The organism is Streptomyces sp. NPDC002032, from assembly GCF_042890765.1.
Classification (GTDB): domain Bacteria; phylum Actinomycetota; class Actinomycetes; order Streptomycetales; family Streptomycetaceae; genus Streptomyces.
The window spans coordinates 108,552-123,537 of record NZ_JBIASM010000021.1 but is presented as its reverse complement, the minus strand read 5'-3'; the positions used below and the strand labels follow the sequence as shown (position 1 = coordinate 123,537).

Genomic DNA, 14,986 nt, shown 5'->3' with positions numbered 1-14,986 from the left:
AGGTGCAGCATGACGATCGAGTCCTTGCCGCCGGAGAAGAGGATCACCGGCTTCTCGAACTCACCCGCCACCTCACGGAAGATGTGCACCGCCTCGGACTCCATCGAGTCCAGATGGCCGAAGGTGGCGGCTTCCTTGTGCAGGGGAATGACGGTCACGCGAGACCCCTCTGGTCGAGCAGCGCGTGGAGCGCCGCCGCGGATTGGTGGACGGACTGCGTGTGCGACTCAATGCGCAGGTCCGGGGACTGCGGTGCCTCGTACGGGTCGTCGACTCCGGTCAGGCCGGAGATCTCGCCCGCCGCCTGCCTGGCGTACAGGCCCTTCACGTCACGGACGGAGCACACCTCGACCGGGGTGGCCACATGGACCTCCAGATAGGCGGTGCCCTCGGCGGCGTGGCGCTTGCGCACGGCCTCACGGCTGTCGGCGAACGGCGCGATCACCGGCACGAGCGCCTTGACGCCGTTGGAGGCGAGGAGTTCGGCGACGAAGCCGATCCGCTGCACGTTGATGTGCCGGTCCTCACGGCCGAAGCCGAGGCCCGCGGAAAGGAACTCACGGATCTCGTCACCGTCGAGGACCTCCACCCGGTGGCCCTCGGCACGCAGCCGCTCGGCCAGCGCGAAGGCGATCGTGGTCTTGCCCGCGCTCGGCAGCCCGGTCAGCCACACGGTGGCACCCTGGTCGCTCACGCTCATCTGCTTCTTCTCCGTAAGGGATTCGCTGTCCGTCATCAGCCGTGCAGTCCGCACTCGGTCTTGCCCCGCCCCGCCCAGCGGCCGGCCCGCGCGTCCTCGCCCTCCGCCACCCGGCGGGTGCAGGGAGCACACCCCACCGACGCGTAACCGTCCATCAGCAGCGGATTGGTGAGGACCCCGTGCTCGGCGACATAGGCGTCCACGTCGTCCTGCGTCCAGCGGGCGATCGGAGAGACCTTCACCTTCTGCCGCTTCTCGTCCCATCCGACGACCGGGGTGTTCGCCCGGGTCGGGGACTCGTCCCGGCGCAGGCCCGTCGCCCACGCGTCATAGCCGGCCAGACCCTCTTCGAGGGGCCTGACCTTCCGCAGCGCGCAGCACAGGTCCGGGTCGCGGTCATGCAGCTGCGGCCCGTACGCGGCGTCCTGCTCGGCCACGCTCCGGCGCGGGGTGAGCGTGATGACGTTGACGTCCATCACCGCCGCCACCGCGTCACGCGTCCCGATGGTCTCCTCGAAGTGGTAACCCGTATCCAGGAACACCACGTCCACGCCCGGGAAGGCACGCGAGGCGAGGTGGGCGACCACCGCGTCCTCCATCGAAGAGGTCACACAGAACTTCCTGCCGAAGGTCTCGGCCGCCCACCGCAGGATTTCCGGTGCGGGGGCCTCTTCCAGTTCCCGTCCGGCGCGCTCGGCCAGCTTTTCGAGATCGGCCATCCGGCAGCTCCTTCGCAGGGGTGAAGCGGTGCACGGACAGGAATTCGCTGCGCCGAGATTAGCAATGTTGACAGGTAAATCACTGACGGTTCGCTGATCGCGGCTATTTTCAGCCGAATCGGCCTCCCTGTGCCCCTGGCCTGCCAATTCAAGGAATTGAGTGGATGTGCGGTATGCGGTCAGCGGGCGGTAAGGCTGTTATCAGCGGGCCGCCAGCACCCTTGTGCCATAGTGGGCCGGAAAATATGCCGAATGGTTTACGCATTCCGGCCGACTTCCCCCGGAGAGGGCATACAGAGAAATGAGCCTGCAAGGACTGCGCCGAGGAAGGCTGATACGCCGCCTCGCACTCTGTCTGTCGGCGGTGGGACTCACCGCCTCCATGCTCACGGGAGCGGACCCCGCCGCCGCCGGCACGCCGGTGACCTGGACCTCCACCTTCCAGGGCACCGACGGCGTCACCTACTCGGCGACCAACCACCTCGTGCCCGCCGCCAAGGGCCCCGCACGGCAGTGGATGCTCGTCTGGTCCGGCCCGGCCAAGCAGCCCGCGCCCGACTTCCTCACCGTCATCGACGCCACCCCCGGCTCCCCCACGTACGGCAAGGTGGCCAACACCGTCACCGTCGGCCCGAACAACGGCAACGAGCCGCACCACATGCAGTACGTGTGGCACAAGGGCGACCGGATCTACGCCGGCGGCATCATGAGCGACACCACGTTCGTCTTCGACGCGAAGGCCCTGCCCGCGCTGACCATCGCCGGGGTCAACTCGACCGTCGACACCCCCTGCGGGACGCTGCCCGACGCCTACCAGGTGCTGAGCGACGGAACCGCGTACGGCACCTACATGGGCGGCCCGAACGTCACCGGCCCCTGCACCTACACCAACGGGCAGGTGCGCGTCGGCAACGGCGCGGCCGGCTCCCCCGGTGAGATCGTCCGGATCGGCAAGGACGGCCGCACGCTCGCCGAGATCCCGGCGGCCACGGCGGCGGGCGAGGATCCGGCCCAGTGCGGCAACGTCCCGGCGCTGCCCGCCGCGACCTGCGCCAACCCGCACGGGGTGGCCGTCCGCGAGGACCTGAACGTGATGGTGGCGAGCGACTTCGCCGAGGCCCGCAACTTCATGACGCCCGACTCGGAGCTGAGGGAGAACCTGGCCCGCCAGACCGTACGCGTCTTCGACATCACCCACCGCGACGACCCGACGCTGCGCTCGGTGTCCAAGGTCGCCGACGGCCCGCGCGGGACGCAGGAGCAGCGCGCCTTCTTCCGCGAGTCCCGCGTGGTCATGGAGACCGCGCTGACCAACCGGCCCGGCCACAAGGGCGCCTTCGTCTCCTCCATGGCCGGCGGGGCCGTCTTCTACACCCCCGACATCACCGCACCCGCCCCGCAATGGAAGGAGGTCTTCGACGACACGACGGCCTACCGGTCCTTCCAGGACGACAAGAGCGTCACCGGCAGCGGTGACAACGGCAGCTGGCTGGCCGTCAGCCCCGACGACCGGTTCCTCTTCCACACGGTGATGGGCCAGTCCGTGCCCTACGGCAAGCCCCTCGACCAGACCACCGGCATGATCTACGTGCTGGACATCCAGAAGCTCCTGGCGGCCGGGAACGGCGCCACGTGCTCGGTCGACGAGCTGGCCGAGGCCACCCGGGGCGGGCACGAGCGGGACTGCCCCGAGCTGGTCAGCACCGTGCCGATCCGCGACGTCAGCGCGGGCGGCCCGCACTGGGGCGCCATGGACAACTTCAAGCGGGGCGCGGACGGCGTCTACCGCGAGACGCAGGACGTCAGCCGGATCGCGGTCGCCAACTACTTCGTCGCCGGTTCCTTCGGCGGCGGCGGTGACCACCGGGTCTGCATGTTCGACCTCGACCGGCGCGGCCGGGTCTCCCTGGACCGCTCCTTCCGCGACGAGAACACCGGCAAGCCCTGCGTGGGCTTCAACCGGGCGTCCTGGCCGCACGGCGACACCGGGGACGCCCAGCCGCACGGCGTCCTGTTCGTGGTCAGCGACAGCGTCGTACGACGGTGAACGCCGTCCTCGTGGCGGCGGTCGCCCTGACCGCCGCCCTGGCGCTCGGCCTGGTGCTGCTCCTGCGCACCCGGCTGCTGCGCCACCGCGCCACCGCCACGGCGTACTTCGCCGTGGCGGTGGCGGGCGCGGTCCTGGCCGGGGTGTGGGGCGGCGCCGGGGTGTGGGGCGGCGCCGGGGGGTGGGGCGGCCCGCCGCTCGCCCCCGCGCCCGCGCGGCCCGTGGCGGGGGGCCCGCTGCTGGACTCCCTCGTGGTGGGCGGCCGGACGGTTCCGGTGCTGGTGGTGCCGAACCGGCCCGGGTACAACCTGGTGGCCGTCGGCGCCCCCGACGCCGCCGCCGGAACCGGCCGGGACCGGCTGACCCGGGGCGAACGGCGCCCCGGGTCGGCCCTGACCTGGGTGCCGGTCGAACTGCCGGCCGGGCCCGGCCGGGTGTGGGTCTCCACCGGCGGGGCGACGGCCCCGCTGGCCGTGGACACGGGGCGCGCGGGAGGCGCGGCGGGCCCCGCCGCGGACGTGCGGGGCGCCGACGGGCCGGAGTGCGCGAGCGCCGCCGCCGGGGCCGTGGTCGGGGGCAGTACGAAGCCCCTGTCCGGCTGTCCCGCCGACCGGCTCACGGAGGCGGACGCGGCCGCGCTGCGCGAGACCGTGGGCTTCCTCGCCGGGCGCGGGGCCCGCTCCCTCGCCCTCGCCGAGGACGGCTCGCCGCGCGGCCGGGCCGCCGCCGCCGAGGTGCGCGCCGCCGCCGCCCGCGCGGGCGTCTCCGTCGGCGGGCCGGACGGCGAACGGCGGCCGCTGGTGGTCACCGCCGGCTGGGCGGGCGCCGACACGGCCGTCCGGGACGTCGCCGCGGGCCACACCACCGCCGAGGGCACCTACCTGGCGCCCTGGCTGTTCACCGCCCCGCTGCTGTCGCCGAGCGCGGGCCAGCTCATCGCGTTGCGGTACGCGCCGAACGGCCCGGCCGCGGTGGAGTACCTGGCGGCGCTCGGCAGCCGCCTGCCGGGCGAGGTCGCGACCGCCGCCGGCTACGAGGCCTGGCGCGCGGCGCGCGGCGCGGCGGGCCCGGCGCCCGCCCGGCTGTACGCCACGGCCGTGCTCTACGTGCCGGGCAGCGCCGGCGGCCACCACCACGAGGAGTCCACGAGCTGGCTGCCCAGCGGAATGATCGTCCCGGTCGCGCCCCTCGGCACCGCCTGACCCCCTCCACCAGCCCACGTAGGAGCACACGGAGATGACGGAAACAGTCGCGCCGCCGGTCGTCCGGACCGCACGGACCGCACGGACCGCACGGACCGCCGCCCAGCGCCCCGAGGGACAGTGGGCGCTGGGGGAGCGGGAACCGCTCAACGCCAACGAGGAGTTCAAACAGGCCGAGGACCCGCTGCTGGTGCGCGAGCGCATCGAGCGGGTCTACTCCCGCGAGGGCTTCGCCTCCATCGACCCCGACGACCTGCGCGGCCGCATGCGCTGGTGGGGCCTGTACACGCAGCGCAAGCCCGGCATCGACGGCGGGAAGACCGGCTCCCTGGCCCCGGAGGAGCTGGAGGACGAGCACTTCATGATGCGGGTGCGCTGCGACGGCGGCACCCTCGGCCTCGAACAGCTGCGGGCCATCGCCGACGTCTCGATGCGGTTCGCCCGCAACACCGCCGACATCACCGACCGGCAGAACATCCAGCTCCACTGGGTGCGCATCGAGGACGTGCCGGCGATCTGGCGGCGGCTGGAGGCGGTCGGCCTGTCCACCACGGAGGCCTGCGGGGACTGCCCGCGCGTCATCGTGGGCAGCCCGGTGGCGGGGGTGGGCGCGGACGAGGTGCTCGACGCGACCCCGGCCGTACGGGAGATCGCCGCCCGGTACGTGGGCGACCCCTCCCTCTCCAACCTGCCGCGCAAGTACAAGTCGGCGGTGTCCTGGCTGGCGGACATCCCGTACGAGATCAACGACCTGGCCTTCCTCGGCGCGGTGCACCCCGAGCACGGGCCGGGCTTCGGCATGTGGGTGGGCGGCGGGCTGTCGACGGTGCCGATCCTCGCGCGGCACGTGGGGGTGTGGGTGCCGCTGGAGGAGGTCCCGGACGTGTGGGTGGCGGTGGCGCGGCTGTTCCGCGACTACGGCTACCGGCGGCTGCGCGGCCGGGCCCGGCTGAAGTTCCTGATCGCGGACTGGGGCGTGGAGAAGTTCCGCCGGGTCCTGGAGGAGGAGTACCTGGGCCGGCCGCTGCTCGACGGGCCGCCGCCCGGGCTGCCGCCGGAGCCGATCGACCACATCGGCGTGCACCCGCAGAAGGACGGCCTCTCGTACGTGGGGGCGGCCCCGGTCGTCGGGCGGCTGTCGGGGACGCGGCTGGCGGCGCTGGCCGACCTGGCCGAGGCGCACGGCAGCGGGCGGATCCGCCTGACCCCGTACCAGAAGCTCCTGGTCCTGGACGTGGCCGAGCCGGAGCCGCTGGTGGCGGAGCTGGCGGAGATCGGACTCCAGGCCCGGCCCTCGCCCTGGCGGCGCAACACGATGGCCTGCACCGGGATCGAGTACTGCAAGCTGGCGATCGTGGAGACGAAGGAGCGGGCGGCGACGCTGGTGGCGGAGCTGGAGAAGCGGCTGGCGGGCGAGGACGTGGCCCTCGGCATCAACGTCAACGGCTGCCCCAACTCCTGCGCCCGCACGCAGGTCGCGGACATCGGCCTGAAGGGGCAGCTGGTCGCGGACGAGGACGGCCGGCAGGTCGAGGGCTTCCAGGTGCACCTGGGCGGCAGCCTGGCGCTGGCCGCGGACCAGGAGGGGGCCTTCGGCAAGAAGGTCCGGGGCCTGAAGACCACGGCGGCGGACCTCCCGGACTACGTCGAACGCCTGACCCGCGCCTATCTCGCCGGGCGCTCCGGCCCCGCGCAGACCTTCGCGGCCTGGGTCGCCGCCTGCGAGGAGTCCGCCCTCCAGTAACCGCCCCACCTCCACCCACAGCGGCCCGGCACCCCCACCCTGCCGGGCCGCTGCGCGTGCCCGGCCCCTCCCGGTCCGGGGTGCCCGAAGGCGGAGTCTCAGCTGCGGGTGATCCCGACGAGCAGAGCGCCGAGTACGACCAGCACGCTGACGACGTACAGCGACTGCCGCTGCCACTCCCTCACCGGACGAAACCCGACCGTCGATCGGCGGGCGCCGCGGCCAGGTTCCGCAGAATCCGGGCCAAGGCGCGCGCATGGTTCCAGTTCGCGTGGTCGCCCCGCCCCGTCGGGCCGGCGTCGGCGAAGTACGCCCACTCGGCCAGGGCCGCGCCGACGCGCTCGGTCCGCTGACCGCTGGGCATCGCGGCCACCTGGGCGTGCAGCACCTGCCCGTGGGTGATCAGATCGTCAATGAGGTAAGCGACGGCCTCGGCGTCGGGCCGGTCCGAGTAGGGCACGATCGCGCGCCTGATGAGTTCTTCGATGGTCTGCGTCTCGCCGGGGTTCATGCCGTGCTCCTTGCCGTCGTCAGTGGGTGTGATGACGAGTGTGGGAGCACGCCGGGGCACGAATGCTCACAGATCTGTGAGTGCCATGAGCGCTACAAACCCACCCAGCGCGCCATCCCACCCAAGCTGTCCGGCGCCCGCCGCGACATGTGCACCAACCCACGAATCGTGGCCCGAGTACCCGGCAGGTGCCGCGTCTGCTCAGGTGCGACCTTCCTGGCCTCGGCCAAGAAGCTGAGCGACGTCTTGGCCGAACCGGCCTCCATCTCCACCAACGCGCGGTCCACCAGATAACGGGCGCGCCGCGATGTCAGCGTCGACGGCGGCAGCTTCAACGCGCGGGCCCGGCCGAGGGCCTCGTCGAAGTCGCTCATCGTGATCGACGTGCCGAGCTCGTGCAGCTTGACGTTGACCTGCCCGAAGGAAAGCCAGTGCACTTCGCCCGCCTCGCCACCGATTCGGTCCGCCATCTCCCGAGCGGCGGCGAGATGCGCCTCCACTGCGGTCGCGTCCTCGTTCTTCGCCGCCACGGTGGCCAAGCCGAGATGGAGCTGCCCAGTCACGGCGAGCGCCTCGCGGCTCGTTTCCCCGGCGAGCAGGGCATGACCCGACTCGATCAGCGGCCCGCTGGTTGCACAACGCCACAGAATCGCACGTTTGTATCGCTGTACGGCTTCGATACACGGGTCCGAGGCTCGGCCTGCGGCCCAGCCCATCCGGTCCAGGGCGACACGGGCAAGGTCCGGGTGGTCGAGCTTCAACGCCACGTCGTGAGCGCTTCGGTACGCCGACGCGAGGGCCCGCCACGACGCCGTGGACGGCTCCGTCCACACGGTGTGCGTCAGCTCTGCGGTCAGGGTGGGCAGAGCGCGAGCCGCGGCGCGCAGGTGCGTGGCCCTCACCTGTCGGCACAAGGTGTCAGCCTCGGCGATCTGTTCCGGGGCGGGCCGTACGTGGGTGAGGTCGGGGTTCGGTCCAAGGTCGAAGCGGTCGAGGGCTTCCCGGATCGGGGCGACCAGCGCGAGCAGCCGGTCAGCGGGAAGCGCGGTCACCGCGGGTGGTCCGGTCAGCTTGGACGTGTCCACGCGCAGCGCGTGCGCCACGGCCGCCACGAAGCCTGGAGTCGCGGGGCGTGCACCGCACTCGACCTGATTCAGGAGACTCAGGCTGTACGGGATCCGGTCAGCCAACTCGCGTTGCGTCAGGCGGGCCAGCCGCCGCTGTTGCCGGATTCGGGAACCGGTGTGGTCATCATTGGGTAGAGGCATGCCGGACTCCGTCCAAGACTCGTCATCAAGGACCGTACCCGCGCGGTGCGCTGGGCCTGCGCCATCGCCCCGACTCCACTCGGATCGGGGGCGATTGCATAGGCTCGGGCGTCATGACGACGAGGACTCTGTACCTGCTGTGCTCGGCGGCCCCGCCGGTTTTCGAGATCGCCGGTGTGGTCGAGGAGGCACAGCACCGCGGTTGGGACGTCTGCCTGGGCCTCACCCCCGTGGCCGCCGACTGGCTCGAGGACAGCCTGCCCGGGCTGGCAGCTCTGACGGGGCACCCGGTGCGCTCGCGCTACAAGCGGCCCGGTCAGCCGGACGTGTGGCCTGCGGCGGACGCGGTGCTCGTGGCTCCGGCGACGACGAACACCATCAACCGGTGGGCCCTCGGCATCACCGATACCTGGCTCGTCGGATTCGTCGCCGAGGGCATCGGCAAGGGCATCCCGATGACCACGATGCCGTGCGTGAACTCGGCATACGCCCAGCACCCCCAGCTGCCCCTCTCTCTGGAAACCCTCCGCACGGCCGGGGTCCAGGTGCTGTACGGACCGGACGGCTTCGAACCGAACGCGCCCGGGGAGAAGCGGCCCTACCCGTGGGACCTGGCACTGGACGCGGTCGACGAGCAAGCCCGTTAGTGGCGGCCCCATCGCGCGAAGGCGGCACGCCGGCAGGCCGGGCCCGTGGGTGGCGGGCCCGGCCTGGGTGGGGGGTGGCGGAGGGACGGAGTCAGGAGGCGGCGGCGAGTTCCGCTGTGAGGGCTTCGCGGATGACGGCCGCGCTGCGGTCCACGTCCTCCCGCGTCGTACGCCAGTTGACGACTGAGATCCGCATCGCGGCCCGTCCCTCCCAGAGGGTTCCGCCGAACCAGCAGACGCCGCTGTCCTGGATGCGGGCGATCACGTTCCGCGTCACCTGGTCGTCGTCCCCGAAGCGGACCATCAGCTGGTTGAGGACGACGTCGTTGAGCAGTTCCACCCCCTCCACACCGGCCAGGTGCTCGCCGAAGCGCCGGGTGTGCGCGCAGCAGCGCTCGACGAGGTCGGCGACGCCGGAGCGGCCCAGCGAGCGCAGTGCGGCCCAGACCGGCAGGCTGCGGGCGCGCCGCGAGAAGTCGGGGACCCACTCGATGGCGTCGCGCTCCCCGTCGGTGCCGGGCGGCAGGTAGCCGGCCCGCTCGTTCAGCATGGCGGCCCGGTGCGCCTCGGGGTGGGCGATGACGACGATGCCGCAGTCGTACGGGACGTTGAGCCACTTGTGGGCGTCCAGCGCCCAGGAGTCGGCGCGCTCGACGCCCTCGACGAGCGGCCGCAGTTCCGGGCTGGCCGCGGCCCACAGGCCGAAGGCTCCGTCGACGTGCACCCAGGCCCCGTACCGGTGCGCGATGTCGCAGATCTCGCCGACGGGGTCGATGGCACCGGAGTTGACGTCGCCGATCTGCGCGGCCACGATGACCGGCCCGTCGATCCCGGCGAGGACGGCCTCCAGTTCGGCCGGGACCATCCGGCCCTTCGCGTCGACCGGCACGTTGCGGATGCGGTCGGTGCCGAAGCCGAGGTAGCGGGCGGCCAGGTCGATGGTCATGTGGTGCTGGGCGCCGGCGACGATGGCCACGTCGGGTGCGCCGCCCAGGCCCCGGCGTTCCACGTCCCAGCCGGCCTCGGCGAGGAGCTTGTGCCGGGCGGCGGCCAGGGAGGTCAGGTGGGCCATGGTGCAGCCGGTGGGGAAGCCGACGGAGGCGTGCGCGGGCAGGCCCAGCAGTTCCAGGACCCACTGCGCGGCGACGTCCTCCGCGACGGCGACGGCCGGCGAGAGGTTGTAGAGGCTGGCGGTCTGGTCCCAGGCGGAGACGAGCCAGTCGGTGGCGATGGCCACGGGCAGAGTGCCGCCGGTGACGTAGCCGAAGTAGCGGGGGCCGTTGGCGGTGGGAATGCCGCCCTCGGCGACGGCCCGGCCGAGGAGTTCGATGGTGTCGGTCGCCTCGACTGGCCCGTCGGGCAGCGGGCCACCGAACATTTTCAGCAATTGTTCGGAGCCGGCAGTGGCAGCCACCGGCCGATCGGCGAGGCCCGCCAGATATTCGATGGCCTGCTGATAGGCCAATGCGAGAGGCGCACTGTCTGCTGTGGTCATAGTACTAACCTAGGCGGCCGGTACTGACGTGCGACTGACGAAATTGGCCGGAACAACCGGTTACCCGAAGTGCGTGGACTCCAGGGGCTGTTGGACTGTATTACTTTCTCCTGTGGCCCGGTCCGACCGGCGGGCCGCCCGCGCCGAGCCATGAGACATGAGGAGCCCCGATGTCCGACGAGCAGACACGCAAGGTTATCGACCAGTTCAACCAGGCATTCCAGCAGCACGACGCGAGCCTGCTGAAAGACCTCCTCGCCGAGAACTGCCGGCTGGAGAACTCCGGACCGGCTCCCGACGGTTCGAAGCACGTCGGTTACGACGAATGTCTCCAGTTCTGGACCGCCATCGCGGCCAATGAGCAGATGACCTTCGAGGTGGAGGAGGTCTGGACGGCCGGCGAGCGCGCCGTGTGCCGCTGGACGCTGCGCTGGGGCGGCGGCCCGCAGGACTTCGTGCGGGGCGTGAACGTGACCCGCCTGGAAGGCGGCCTGATCGCCGAGAGCTTCGGTTACATCAAGGGCTGATCCCCGGGGAAAACGAAGGGGGCACGGGCCGCGAGCGGCCCGTGCCCCCTTCGTTTTCCCTGCCGCGCGCCGCTTTCCCGCGCGTGTGCCGTCCGGCGCGTCAGCCCAGCTGGGAGACGATCATCACGCAGTCCTCCAGCGCCTTCGTGGCGTGGCCCTTGCCGTGCGTGTCCTCGACCAGCTGCGTGTTTCCGGGGACGAAGGTGCGCCAGGTGCCGTCGCTGACCCCGCACTCCATCCGGCCGCTGACCAGGGTCATGATCTGGCGGCGCGGCGCCGGGTGGAAGTCGCCGAACCAGCCGGCCGGGATGTAGAGGTAGACGGCCTGCTTGGCCGGCACGCCCTCGGAAACGAAGAGCGAAGGGGCGGGCGGCGCGAAATTCACCGCCGTCACCTCCAGCGTCTCGTCGATGAAATGCGATTCGCCGTTCTCATCGGCGTACAGACGCGATACGGCAATCTTGGCGGTTTCGGCGCTCACGGGAACTCCCCTGGGACCAGATGAAGAAGCTCGATCGCCTTCGACTATCCCAGTCGCCACTGATGGGCCCCTGACCGGTTCTCCGATTTCCCTCTCAGATATCCATCAGCACCGTGTCAGCCGCCGCATGCCAAGCTGATGGCACAGAAAGGCCGAGGAGAGGTTCCCAAAGCGGCCGAATGGGGTCCGGTGGGGTTCACTCGCCGGACGGGCTCTGCCCACGCAGGTTCGAATCCTGCCCTCTCCGCTGGTGCTCATCCCAGGCACGCGCATCCCGATCCGGTACCAGGGGTGCGCGTGTCTTCGGCATGAGGGGCCCACGGCGGTGCCGGGGCCCGGTGAGCGCCCGTCCCGTCCCCGGACCCGCGGAGCGACCGCGTCCGGCCCGTCCGCCCGTGGGCCCCGTCGACGGAACGCACCTCTTCCCCCCACCTCCATCCTTCCCACCTCCTTCCCACCTCCGGCGGGACCCGACCAGGCGTCGTTTTCCGAGCGACCCCGAGAGACATGGAGACGCAGTTGCCCAGCAGCGACAACCCCACCGTGCCCACGATCCGCAGGACCGACGCCGCCGCGCTCGTGGAGGAGGTCTCCTCCTGGCTGACCGTGGACGCCGACGAGATCGACGCCAAGTTCCTCGGCGAACGCGCGCGCGTCGTCGAGGCGGTGGCCGAGATGAACGCCGCCGCCGTCGCCGGCCCCGACCGCGACGACGCCCACTACCACCAGCAACTCCTGCTGTCGCGCATCTACCAGACGGTGATGCAGATACCGGACCGGCCGACGGCCGAGGGCTCCGTGCTGCTGCACGAGGTCACCCGGATGCTGGAGAACGCCACCCTGGCCGCCGAGGACGCCCACCTGGAGCCCGGTCTCCTGGAGTCGGCGCCCACCGAGCCCAAGCAGTTCCTGTCCTGGCTCAAGGGCCTGGTGCGGCGGCACCGCGCCTTCAAGCACCCGTACTACACCGACTTCATCAACCGCGAGGCGCGGAGCGAGGACCTGCGCACGTACGTCATCCAGGAGTCGCTGATCGACGGCCGCTTCGACGACTTCCTCGCCATGATGCAGATCGGCACGGCCGGCGCCAGCAAGATGGAGATCGCCGGGAACTACTGGGACGAGATGGGCAACGGCGACCCCGAGGCCGTGCACACCCACCTCTTCAACAAGATCTACGAGGTCTTCGACGTCCGCGCCGAGGACCTCGAGGCGGCCATGACCACGACCGACCTGCACTCGGGGAACCTCGCCGTGCTGCTGTGCCGCTACCGCCACCTGTACCCGGAGGCGGTCGGTTTCCTCGGCATGACCGAGTGGCTGGCCCCCGACCGGTTCCGCAACGTCGTGCGGGCGTGGGAGCGGCTGGGCCTGCCCGAGGTCGGGATCACCTACCACCGGCTGCACATCACCATCGACTCGCAGCACGCCGCGGGCTGGTTCCACAACGTGGTCATCCCGAGCGCCGACACCGCGTACATGCGCCGGGGCATCGCCCGCGGTGCGCTGTGGCGGGCCAACTCCTCGGCCCGCCACCTGGACGAGCGCCTGGACCTCGCCAGGCTGAGCGCCGGGCGCACGCCCGTCGCCGCGGGCTGAGCCGTGCGGACGGGTGCGCACGGACTGCGCGAACACGGCTTCGCGCCGGTCGGCCTGCCGCCGGTCCCGGCGGCGGTCACGGCGGGCTTCCGCGACCACCCGTACCGCACGCTGCGGCTGCGGATGTCCTGGACGGCGGACGACGACTGGCTCTTCCAGTACGTGCCGCCGTCCGGGGCGCCCGGGGCCCCCGGGCCCGTACGGGAGCTCGCGGACCGGCGCCTCGCGGCGGGGTTCGGCTCCTTGCTGCGGCGCACGCTCAGCGGTCCGTGGCTCGACGTCCACGCGGACTGGCTGATCTGCCTGCACCGGGTCCGGACCGTCGCCCCCGCGGGGACGTCGGTCCGGGTGGAGCTGCCCGAACCTCCGGCGCCGGACTGCGCGTTCACCCTGGTGGCAGTCGTCGCCCGGGAGGGGGACGGCAGCCTGCGCTCCCGCCTCTACGGCCCGGGCGGCGCCTCGGCCCCGCTGCTGGAGGCGGCGCCGCGGCCCGGGCAGGGCCTGCTGCTGGACCGGCGGACCGTCACCGACGACCTCCACGAGCTGCTGGCCGGCCCCGGAGGGCCGGTGACGCAGGACCTCCTGAGCGCCCACCTCGCCCCGGCGGCCGGCCCGGTGGCCTCGGCCCTCCGCGTCCGCCCGATGCTGGTCCGGGGCCCCGCGGGCACCCTGATCCACACCCGCCCGTCCCTCCGCTGACGGGCCACGGGTACACCGCTTCCCGATGACCAACACAGCGTTCTCTCCCAGCCCTTGCGCTGGGAGGGGTCGGCCCGTCGTGTGCCGGTACCGTTCAGATGTCGAGTCTGAACGGGAGCCACGATGCACTCTCTACCGCACGACCACACCGGCACGCGTATCAAGCGCCTGCGCCTCGAACGCCACCTCACCCAGCAGGGCCTGTCGGACCTGGCACAGGTCCCGTACAGCACTCTCACCAAGGCGGAGCAGGGTGTGATCCCCGCCAGTCCCCACCTGATCGCGGCCGTCGCGCGGGCCCTGCGCGTGGACGTCGCCACCGTCACAGGCCAGCCGTACGCCACCGAACTGCGCGCGGACCAGATGGACGTGCTGATCCGGCCGATCCGTGAGGCCCTCGACGTCTACGACCTCGGCGCGGATCCCGCCATCACCCCACGTGCGCACCAGTCGCTCGCCGAGGACACAGCGGCTCTCCACAGCGCGGTCCGCGCCGGGGGGATCAAGCAGACCGCCAGCCAGCTACCCGGGCTCGTCCAGGAGGCCACCACGGCCGCTCACACCGCTCCAGCCCGGGACCGGTGGCTGCTACTGGCCAGCCTCTACCGCACCTCCTACGACGTCGCCTCCAAGCTCGGGTATTTCGACCTGGCCGCGCTCGCCCTTGCCCGTATGGACTGGGCCGCTGAGCGCGGATCGGACGCCGTCGTCGGCGGGATGTACCGGTACATGCGCGCGCTCACCTACCTTCGCGACGGCGAGTACCACACCGGTGAACGCCTCGTGGACCTCGGCCTTCGCACCCTCGCACAGGCGGATCCCTCCCGGGAGCGTGATGTCGTCACCGGACAGCTCCACCTGGGTGCCGCAGTCATCGCCGGCCGGTCCAAGAACGGCGGCCGCGCAGAGAGCCACCTGGCGGAGGCAGAACGGATCGCGTCGGGAACAGGAGAGGCGGTTGCCGTGCACTGGCTGACGTTCGGCCCGACGAACGTGGCGGTCCACCGTGTGTCCGTGCTGGCCGAGCTCGACGAGTACGGTCAGGCCTCGGAGATGGGCCGCAGGGTAACGATCCCGGCAAACTGGCCTCAGTCCCGCAAGAGTCATCACTACGCGGAACTCGCTCGGGCCCAGATGTGGACCGGCGACCTGGACTCGTCCTTCCAGAACCTGTTGAAGGCGCGGAAGACAGCTCCACAGCAGGCCCGCTATCACCAGACTGTCCGCGAAACGTATGCCGGTCTGGAGGCGGCTCGTCGCCAACTGCCCGACAGCTTCCTCTCGTATGGCTCCTGGCTGGGCACATAACCCGGCGCGAAGCCTTGGCCCCGACTATCAATATGTCGT

At 71.6% G+C, this 14,986-nt stretch carries 14 protein-coding genes, 1 tRNA gene and 1 pseudogene; 9 read left to right on the top strand and 7 right to left on the bottom strand.

Going from position 1 to position 14,986, the window contains the following annotated elements; translation table 11 throughout:
• From ACFYYT_RS32650 to ACFYYT_RS32640, 3 genes and pseudogenes are all read right to left on the bottom strand, one after another.
• Positions 1-158 (bottom strand): annotated as a pseudogene (locus ACFYYT_RS32650) (sulfate adenylyltransferase small subunit); the annotation flags it as partial.
• Positions 155-700, bottom strand: coding sequence for an adenylyl-sulfate kinase (cysC, locus tag ACFYYT_RS32645; RefSeq protein ID WP_388610251.1), 546 nt, complete (start codon positions 698-700; stop codon positions 155-157). The gene cysC and the pseudogene ACFYYT_RS32650, both read right to left, overlap by 4 nt.
• 35 nt (positions 701-735) lie before the next feature.
• Positions 736-1,419 carry a phosphoadenylyl-sulfate reductase gene (locus tag ACFYYT_RS32640; protein ID WP_388610249.1) on the bottom strand — a complete coding sequence of 228 codons (684 nt, stop codon included), beginning with the start codon at positions 1,417-1,419 and terminating at the stop codon, positions 736-738.
• Between the two features lie 301 nt (positions 1,420-1,720).
• Here ACFYYT_RS32640 and ACFYYT_RS32635 point away from each other — a divergent pair, with 301 nt between their 5' ends.
• From ACFYYT_RS32635 to ACFYYT_RS32625, 3 genes are read left to right on the top strand one after another with little or no spacing between them, the layout of a single operon-like run.
• Positions 1,721-3,466 carry a hypothetical protein gene (locus ACFYYT_RS32635; protein WP_351825186.1) on the top strand — a complete coding sequence of 582 codons (1,746 nt, stop codon included), beginning with the start codon at positions 1,721-1,723 and terminating at the stop codon, positions 3,464-3,466.
• Positions 3,463-4,668: a hypothetical protein gene (locus tag ACFYYT_RS32630; RefSeq protein ID WP_351825183.1), complete on the top strand. Its 1,206-nt coding sequence runs from the start codon at positions 3,463-3,465 to the stop codon at positions 4,666-4,668. Before ACFYYT_RS32635 ends, ACFYYT_RS32630 begins: the two co-directional genes overlap by 4 nt.
• A gap of 34 nt (positions 4,669-4,702) precedes the next feature.
• Positions 4,703-6,412, top strand: a complete 1,710-nt coding sequence (locus tag ACFYYT_RS32625) for a nitrite/sulfite reductase (RefSeq protein ID WP_351825180.1) — start codon at positions 4,703-4,705, stop codon at positions 6,410-6,412.
• Between the two features lie 181 nt (positions 6,413-6,593).
• Here the strand turns inward: ACFYYT_RS32625 and ACFYYT_RS32620 are convergent, their stop codons facing one another.
• Positions 6,594-6,923, bottom strand: a complete 330-nt coding sequence (locus ACFYYT_RS32620) for a DUF6415 family natural product biosynthesis protein (protein WP_351825177.1) — start codon at positions 6,921-6,923, stop codon at positions 6,594-6,596.
• A 92-nt stretch (positions 6,924-7,015) separates the two neighbouring features.
• Entirely contained in the window at positions 7,016-8,191 is a 1,176-nt protein-coding gene (locus ACFYYT_RS32615; protein ID WP_351825174.1) for a helix-turn-helix transcriptional regulator, read from the bottom strand.
• 113 nt (positions 8,192-8,304) lie between these two features.
• Between ACFYYT_RS32615 and ACFYYT_RS32610 the strand changes: the two genes are divergently transcribed.
• Positions 8,305-8,838, top strand: a complete 534-nt coding sequence (locus ACFYYT_RS32610) for a flavoprotein (protein WP_351825171.1) — start codon at positions 8,305-8,307, stop codon at positions 8,836-8,838.
• Positions 8,839-8,929: 91 nt separating this feature from the next.
• Here ACFYYT_RS32610 and ACFYYT_RS32605 read toward each other — a convergent pair whose 3' ends face one another.
• On the bottom strand, positions 8,930-10,216 hold the full coding sequence (locus tag ACFYYT_RS32605; protein WP_351825168.1) for an aminotransferase class V-fold PLP-dependent enzyme: 1,287 nt from the start codon (positions 10,214-10,216) through the stop codon (positions 8,930-8,932).
• Positions 10,217-10,503: 287 nt separating this feature from the next.
• On the opposite strand from ACFYYT_RS32605, the gene ACFYYT_RS32600 reads away from it, so the two are divergent.
• Entirely contained in the window at positions 10,504-10,860 is a 357-nt protein-coding gene (locus ACFYYT_RS32600; protein ID WP_351825165.1) for a nuclear transport factor 2 family protein, read from the top strand.
• Positions 10,861-10,960: 100 nt separating this feature from the next.
• On the opposite strand, the gene ACFYYT_RS32595 is transcribed toward ACFYYT_RS32600, so the two are convergent.
• The gene (locus ACFYYT_RS32595; RefSeq protein ID WP_030237785.1) at positions 10,961-11,341 is read right to left on the bottom strand and encodes a hypothetical protein; all 381 of its coding nucleotides are present in this window, start codon (positions 11,339-11,341) and stop codon (positions 10,961-10,963) included.
• Between the two features lie 156 nt (positions 11,342-11,497).
• On the opposite strand from ACFYYT_RS32595, the gene ACFYYT_RS32590 reads away from it, so the two are divergent.
• From ACFYYT_RS32590 to ACFYYT_RS32575, 4 genes are all read left to right on the top strand, one after another.
• Positions 11,498-11,588 (top strand) — tRNA-OTHER (locus ACFYYT_RS32590).
• A 260-nt stretch (positions 11,589-11,848) separates the two neighbouring features.
• Positions 11,849-12,940, top strand: coding sequence for an iron-containing redox enzyme family protein (locus ACFYYT_RS32585; RefSeq protein ID WP_351825161.1), 1,092 nt, complete (start codon positions 11,849-11,851; stop codon positions 12,938-12,940).
• Positions 12,941-12,943: 3 nt separating this feature from the next.
• Positions 12,944-13,639 (top strand): hypothetical protein, encoded by a 696-nt coding sequence (locus ACFYYT_RS32580; RefSeq protein WP_351825158.1) that lies wholly within the window; start codon positions 12,944-12,946, stop codon positions 13,637-13,639.
• Between the two features lie 123 nt (positions 13,640-13,762).
• Positions 13,763-14,947 carry a helix-turn-helix transcriptional regulator gene (locus tag ACFYYT_RS32575; RefSeq protein WP_351825155.1) on the top strand — a complete coding sequence of 395 codons (1,185 nt, stop codon included), beginning with the start codon at positions 13,763-13,765 and terminating at the stop codon, positions 14,945-14,947.
• Positions 14,948-14,986: the final 39 nt, after the last annotated feature.

Bases quoted from the DNA above. Each gene is read 5' to 3' on its own strand.
- ACFYYT_RS32610 (WP_351825171.1), top strand. From the start codon at position 8,305: ATGACGACGAGGACTCTGTACCTGCTGTGCTCGGCGGCCCCGCCGGTT.
- ACFYYT_RS32600 (WP_351825165.1), top strand. From the start codon at position 10,504: ATGTCCGACGAGCAGACACGCAAGGTTATCGACCAGTTCAACCAGGCA.
- ACFYYT_RS32615 (WP_351825174.1), bottom strand. From the start codon at position 8,191: ATGCCTCTACCCAATGATGACCACACCGGTTCCCGAATCCGGCAACAG.
- cysC (WP_388610251.1), bottom strand. From the start codon at position 700: ATGAGCGTGAGCGACCAGGGTGCCACCGTGTGGCTGACCGGGCTGCCG.
- ACFYYT_RS32575 (WP_351825155.1), top strand. From the start codon at position 13,763: ATGCACTCTCTACCGCACGACCACACCGGCACGCGTATCAAGCGCCTG.
- ACFYYT_RS32635 (WP_351825186.1), top strand. From the start codon at position 1,721: ATGAGCCTGCAAGGACTGCGCCGAGGAAGGCTGATACGCCGCCTCGCA.
- ACFYYT_RS32585 (WP_351825161.1), top strand. From the start codon at position 11,849: ATGGAGACGCAGTTGCCCAGCAGCGACAACCCCACCGTGCCCACGATC.
- ACFYYT_RS32625 (WP_351825180.1), top strand. From the start codon at position 4,703: ATGACGGAAACAGTCGCGCCGCCGGTCGTCCGGACCGCACGGACCGCA.
- ACFYYT_RS32605 (WP_351825168.1), bottom strand. From the start codon at position 10,216: ATGTTCGGTGGCCCGCTGCCCGACGGGCCAGTCGAGGCGACCGACACC.
- ACFYYT_RS32640 (WP_388610249.1), bottom strand. From the start codon at position 1,419: ATGGCCGATCTCGAAAAGCTGGCCGAGCGCGCCGGACGGGAACTGGAA.
- ACFYYT_RS32620 (WP_351825177.1), bottom strand. From the start codon at position 6,923: ATGAACCCCGGCGAGACGCAGACCATCGAAGAACTCATCAGGCGCGCG.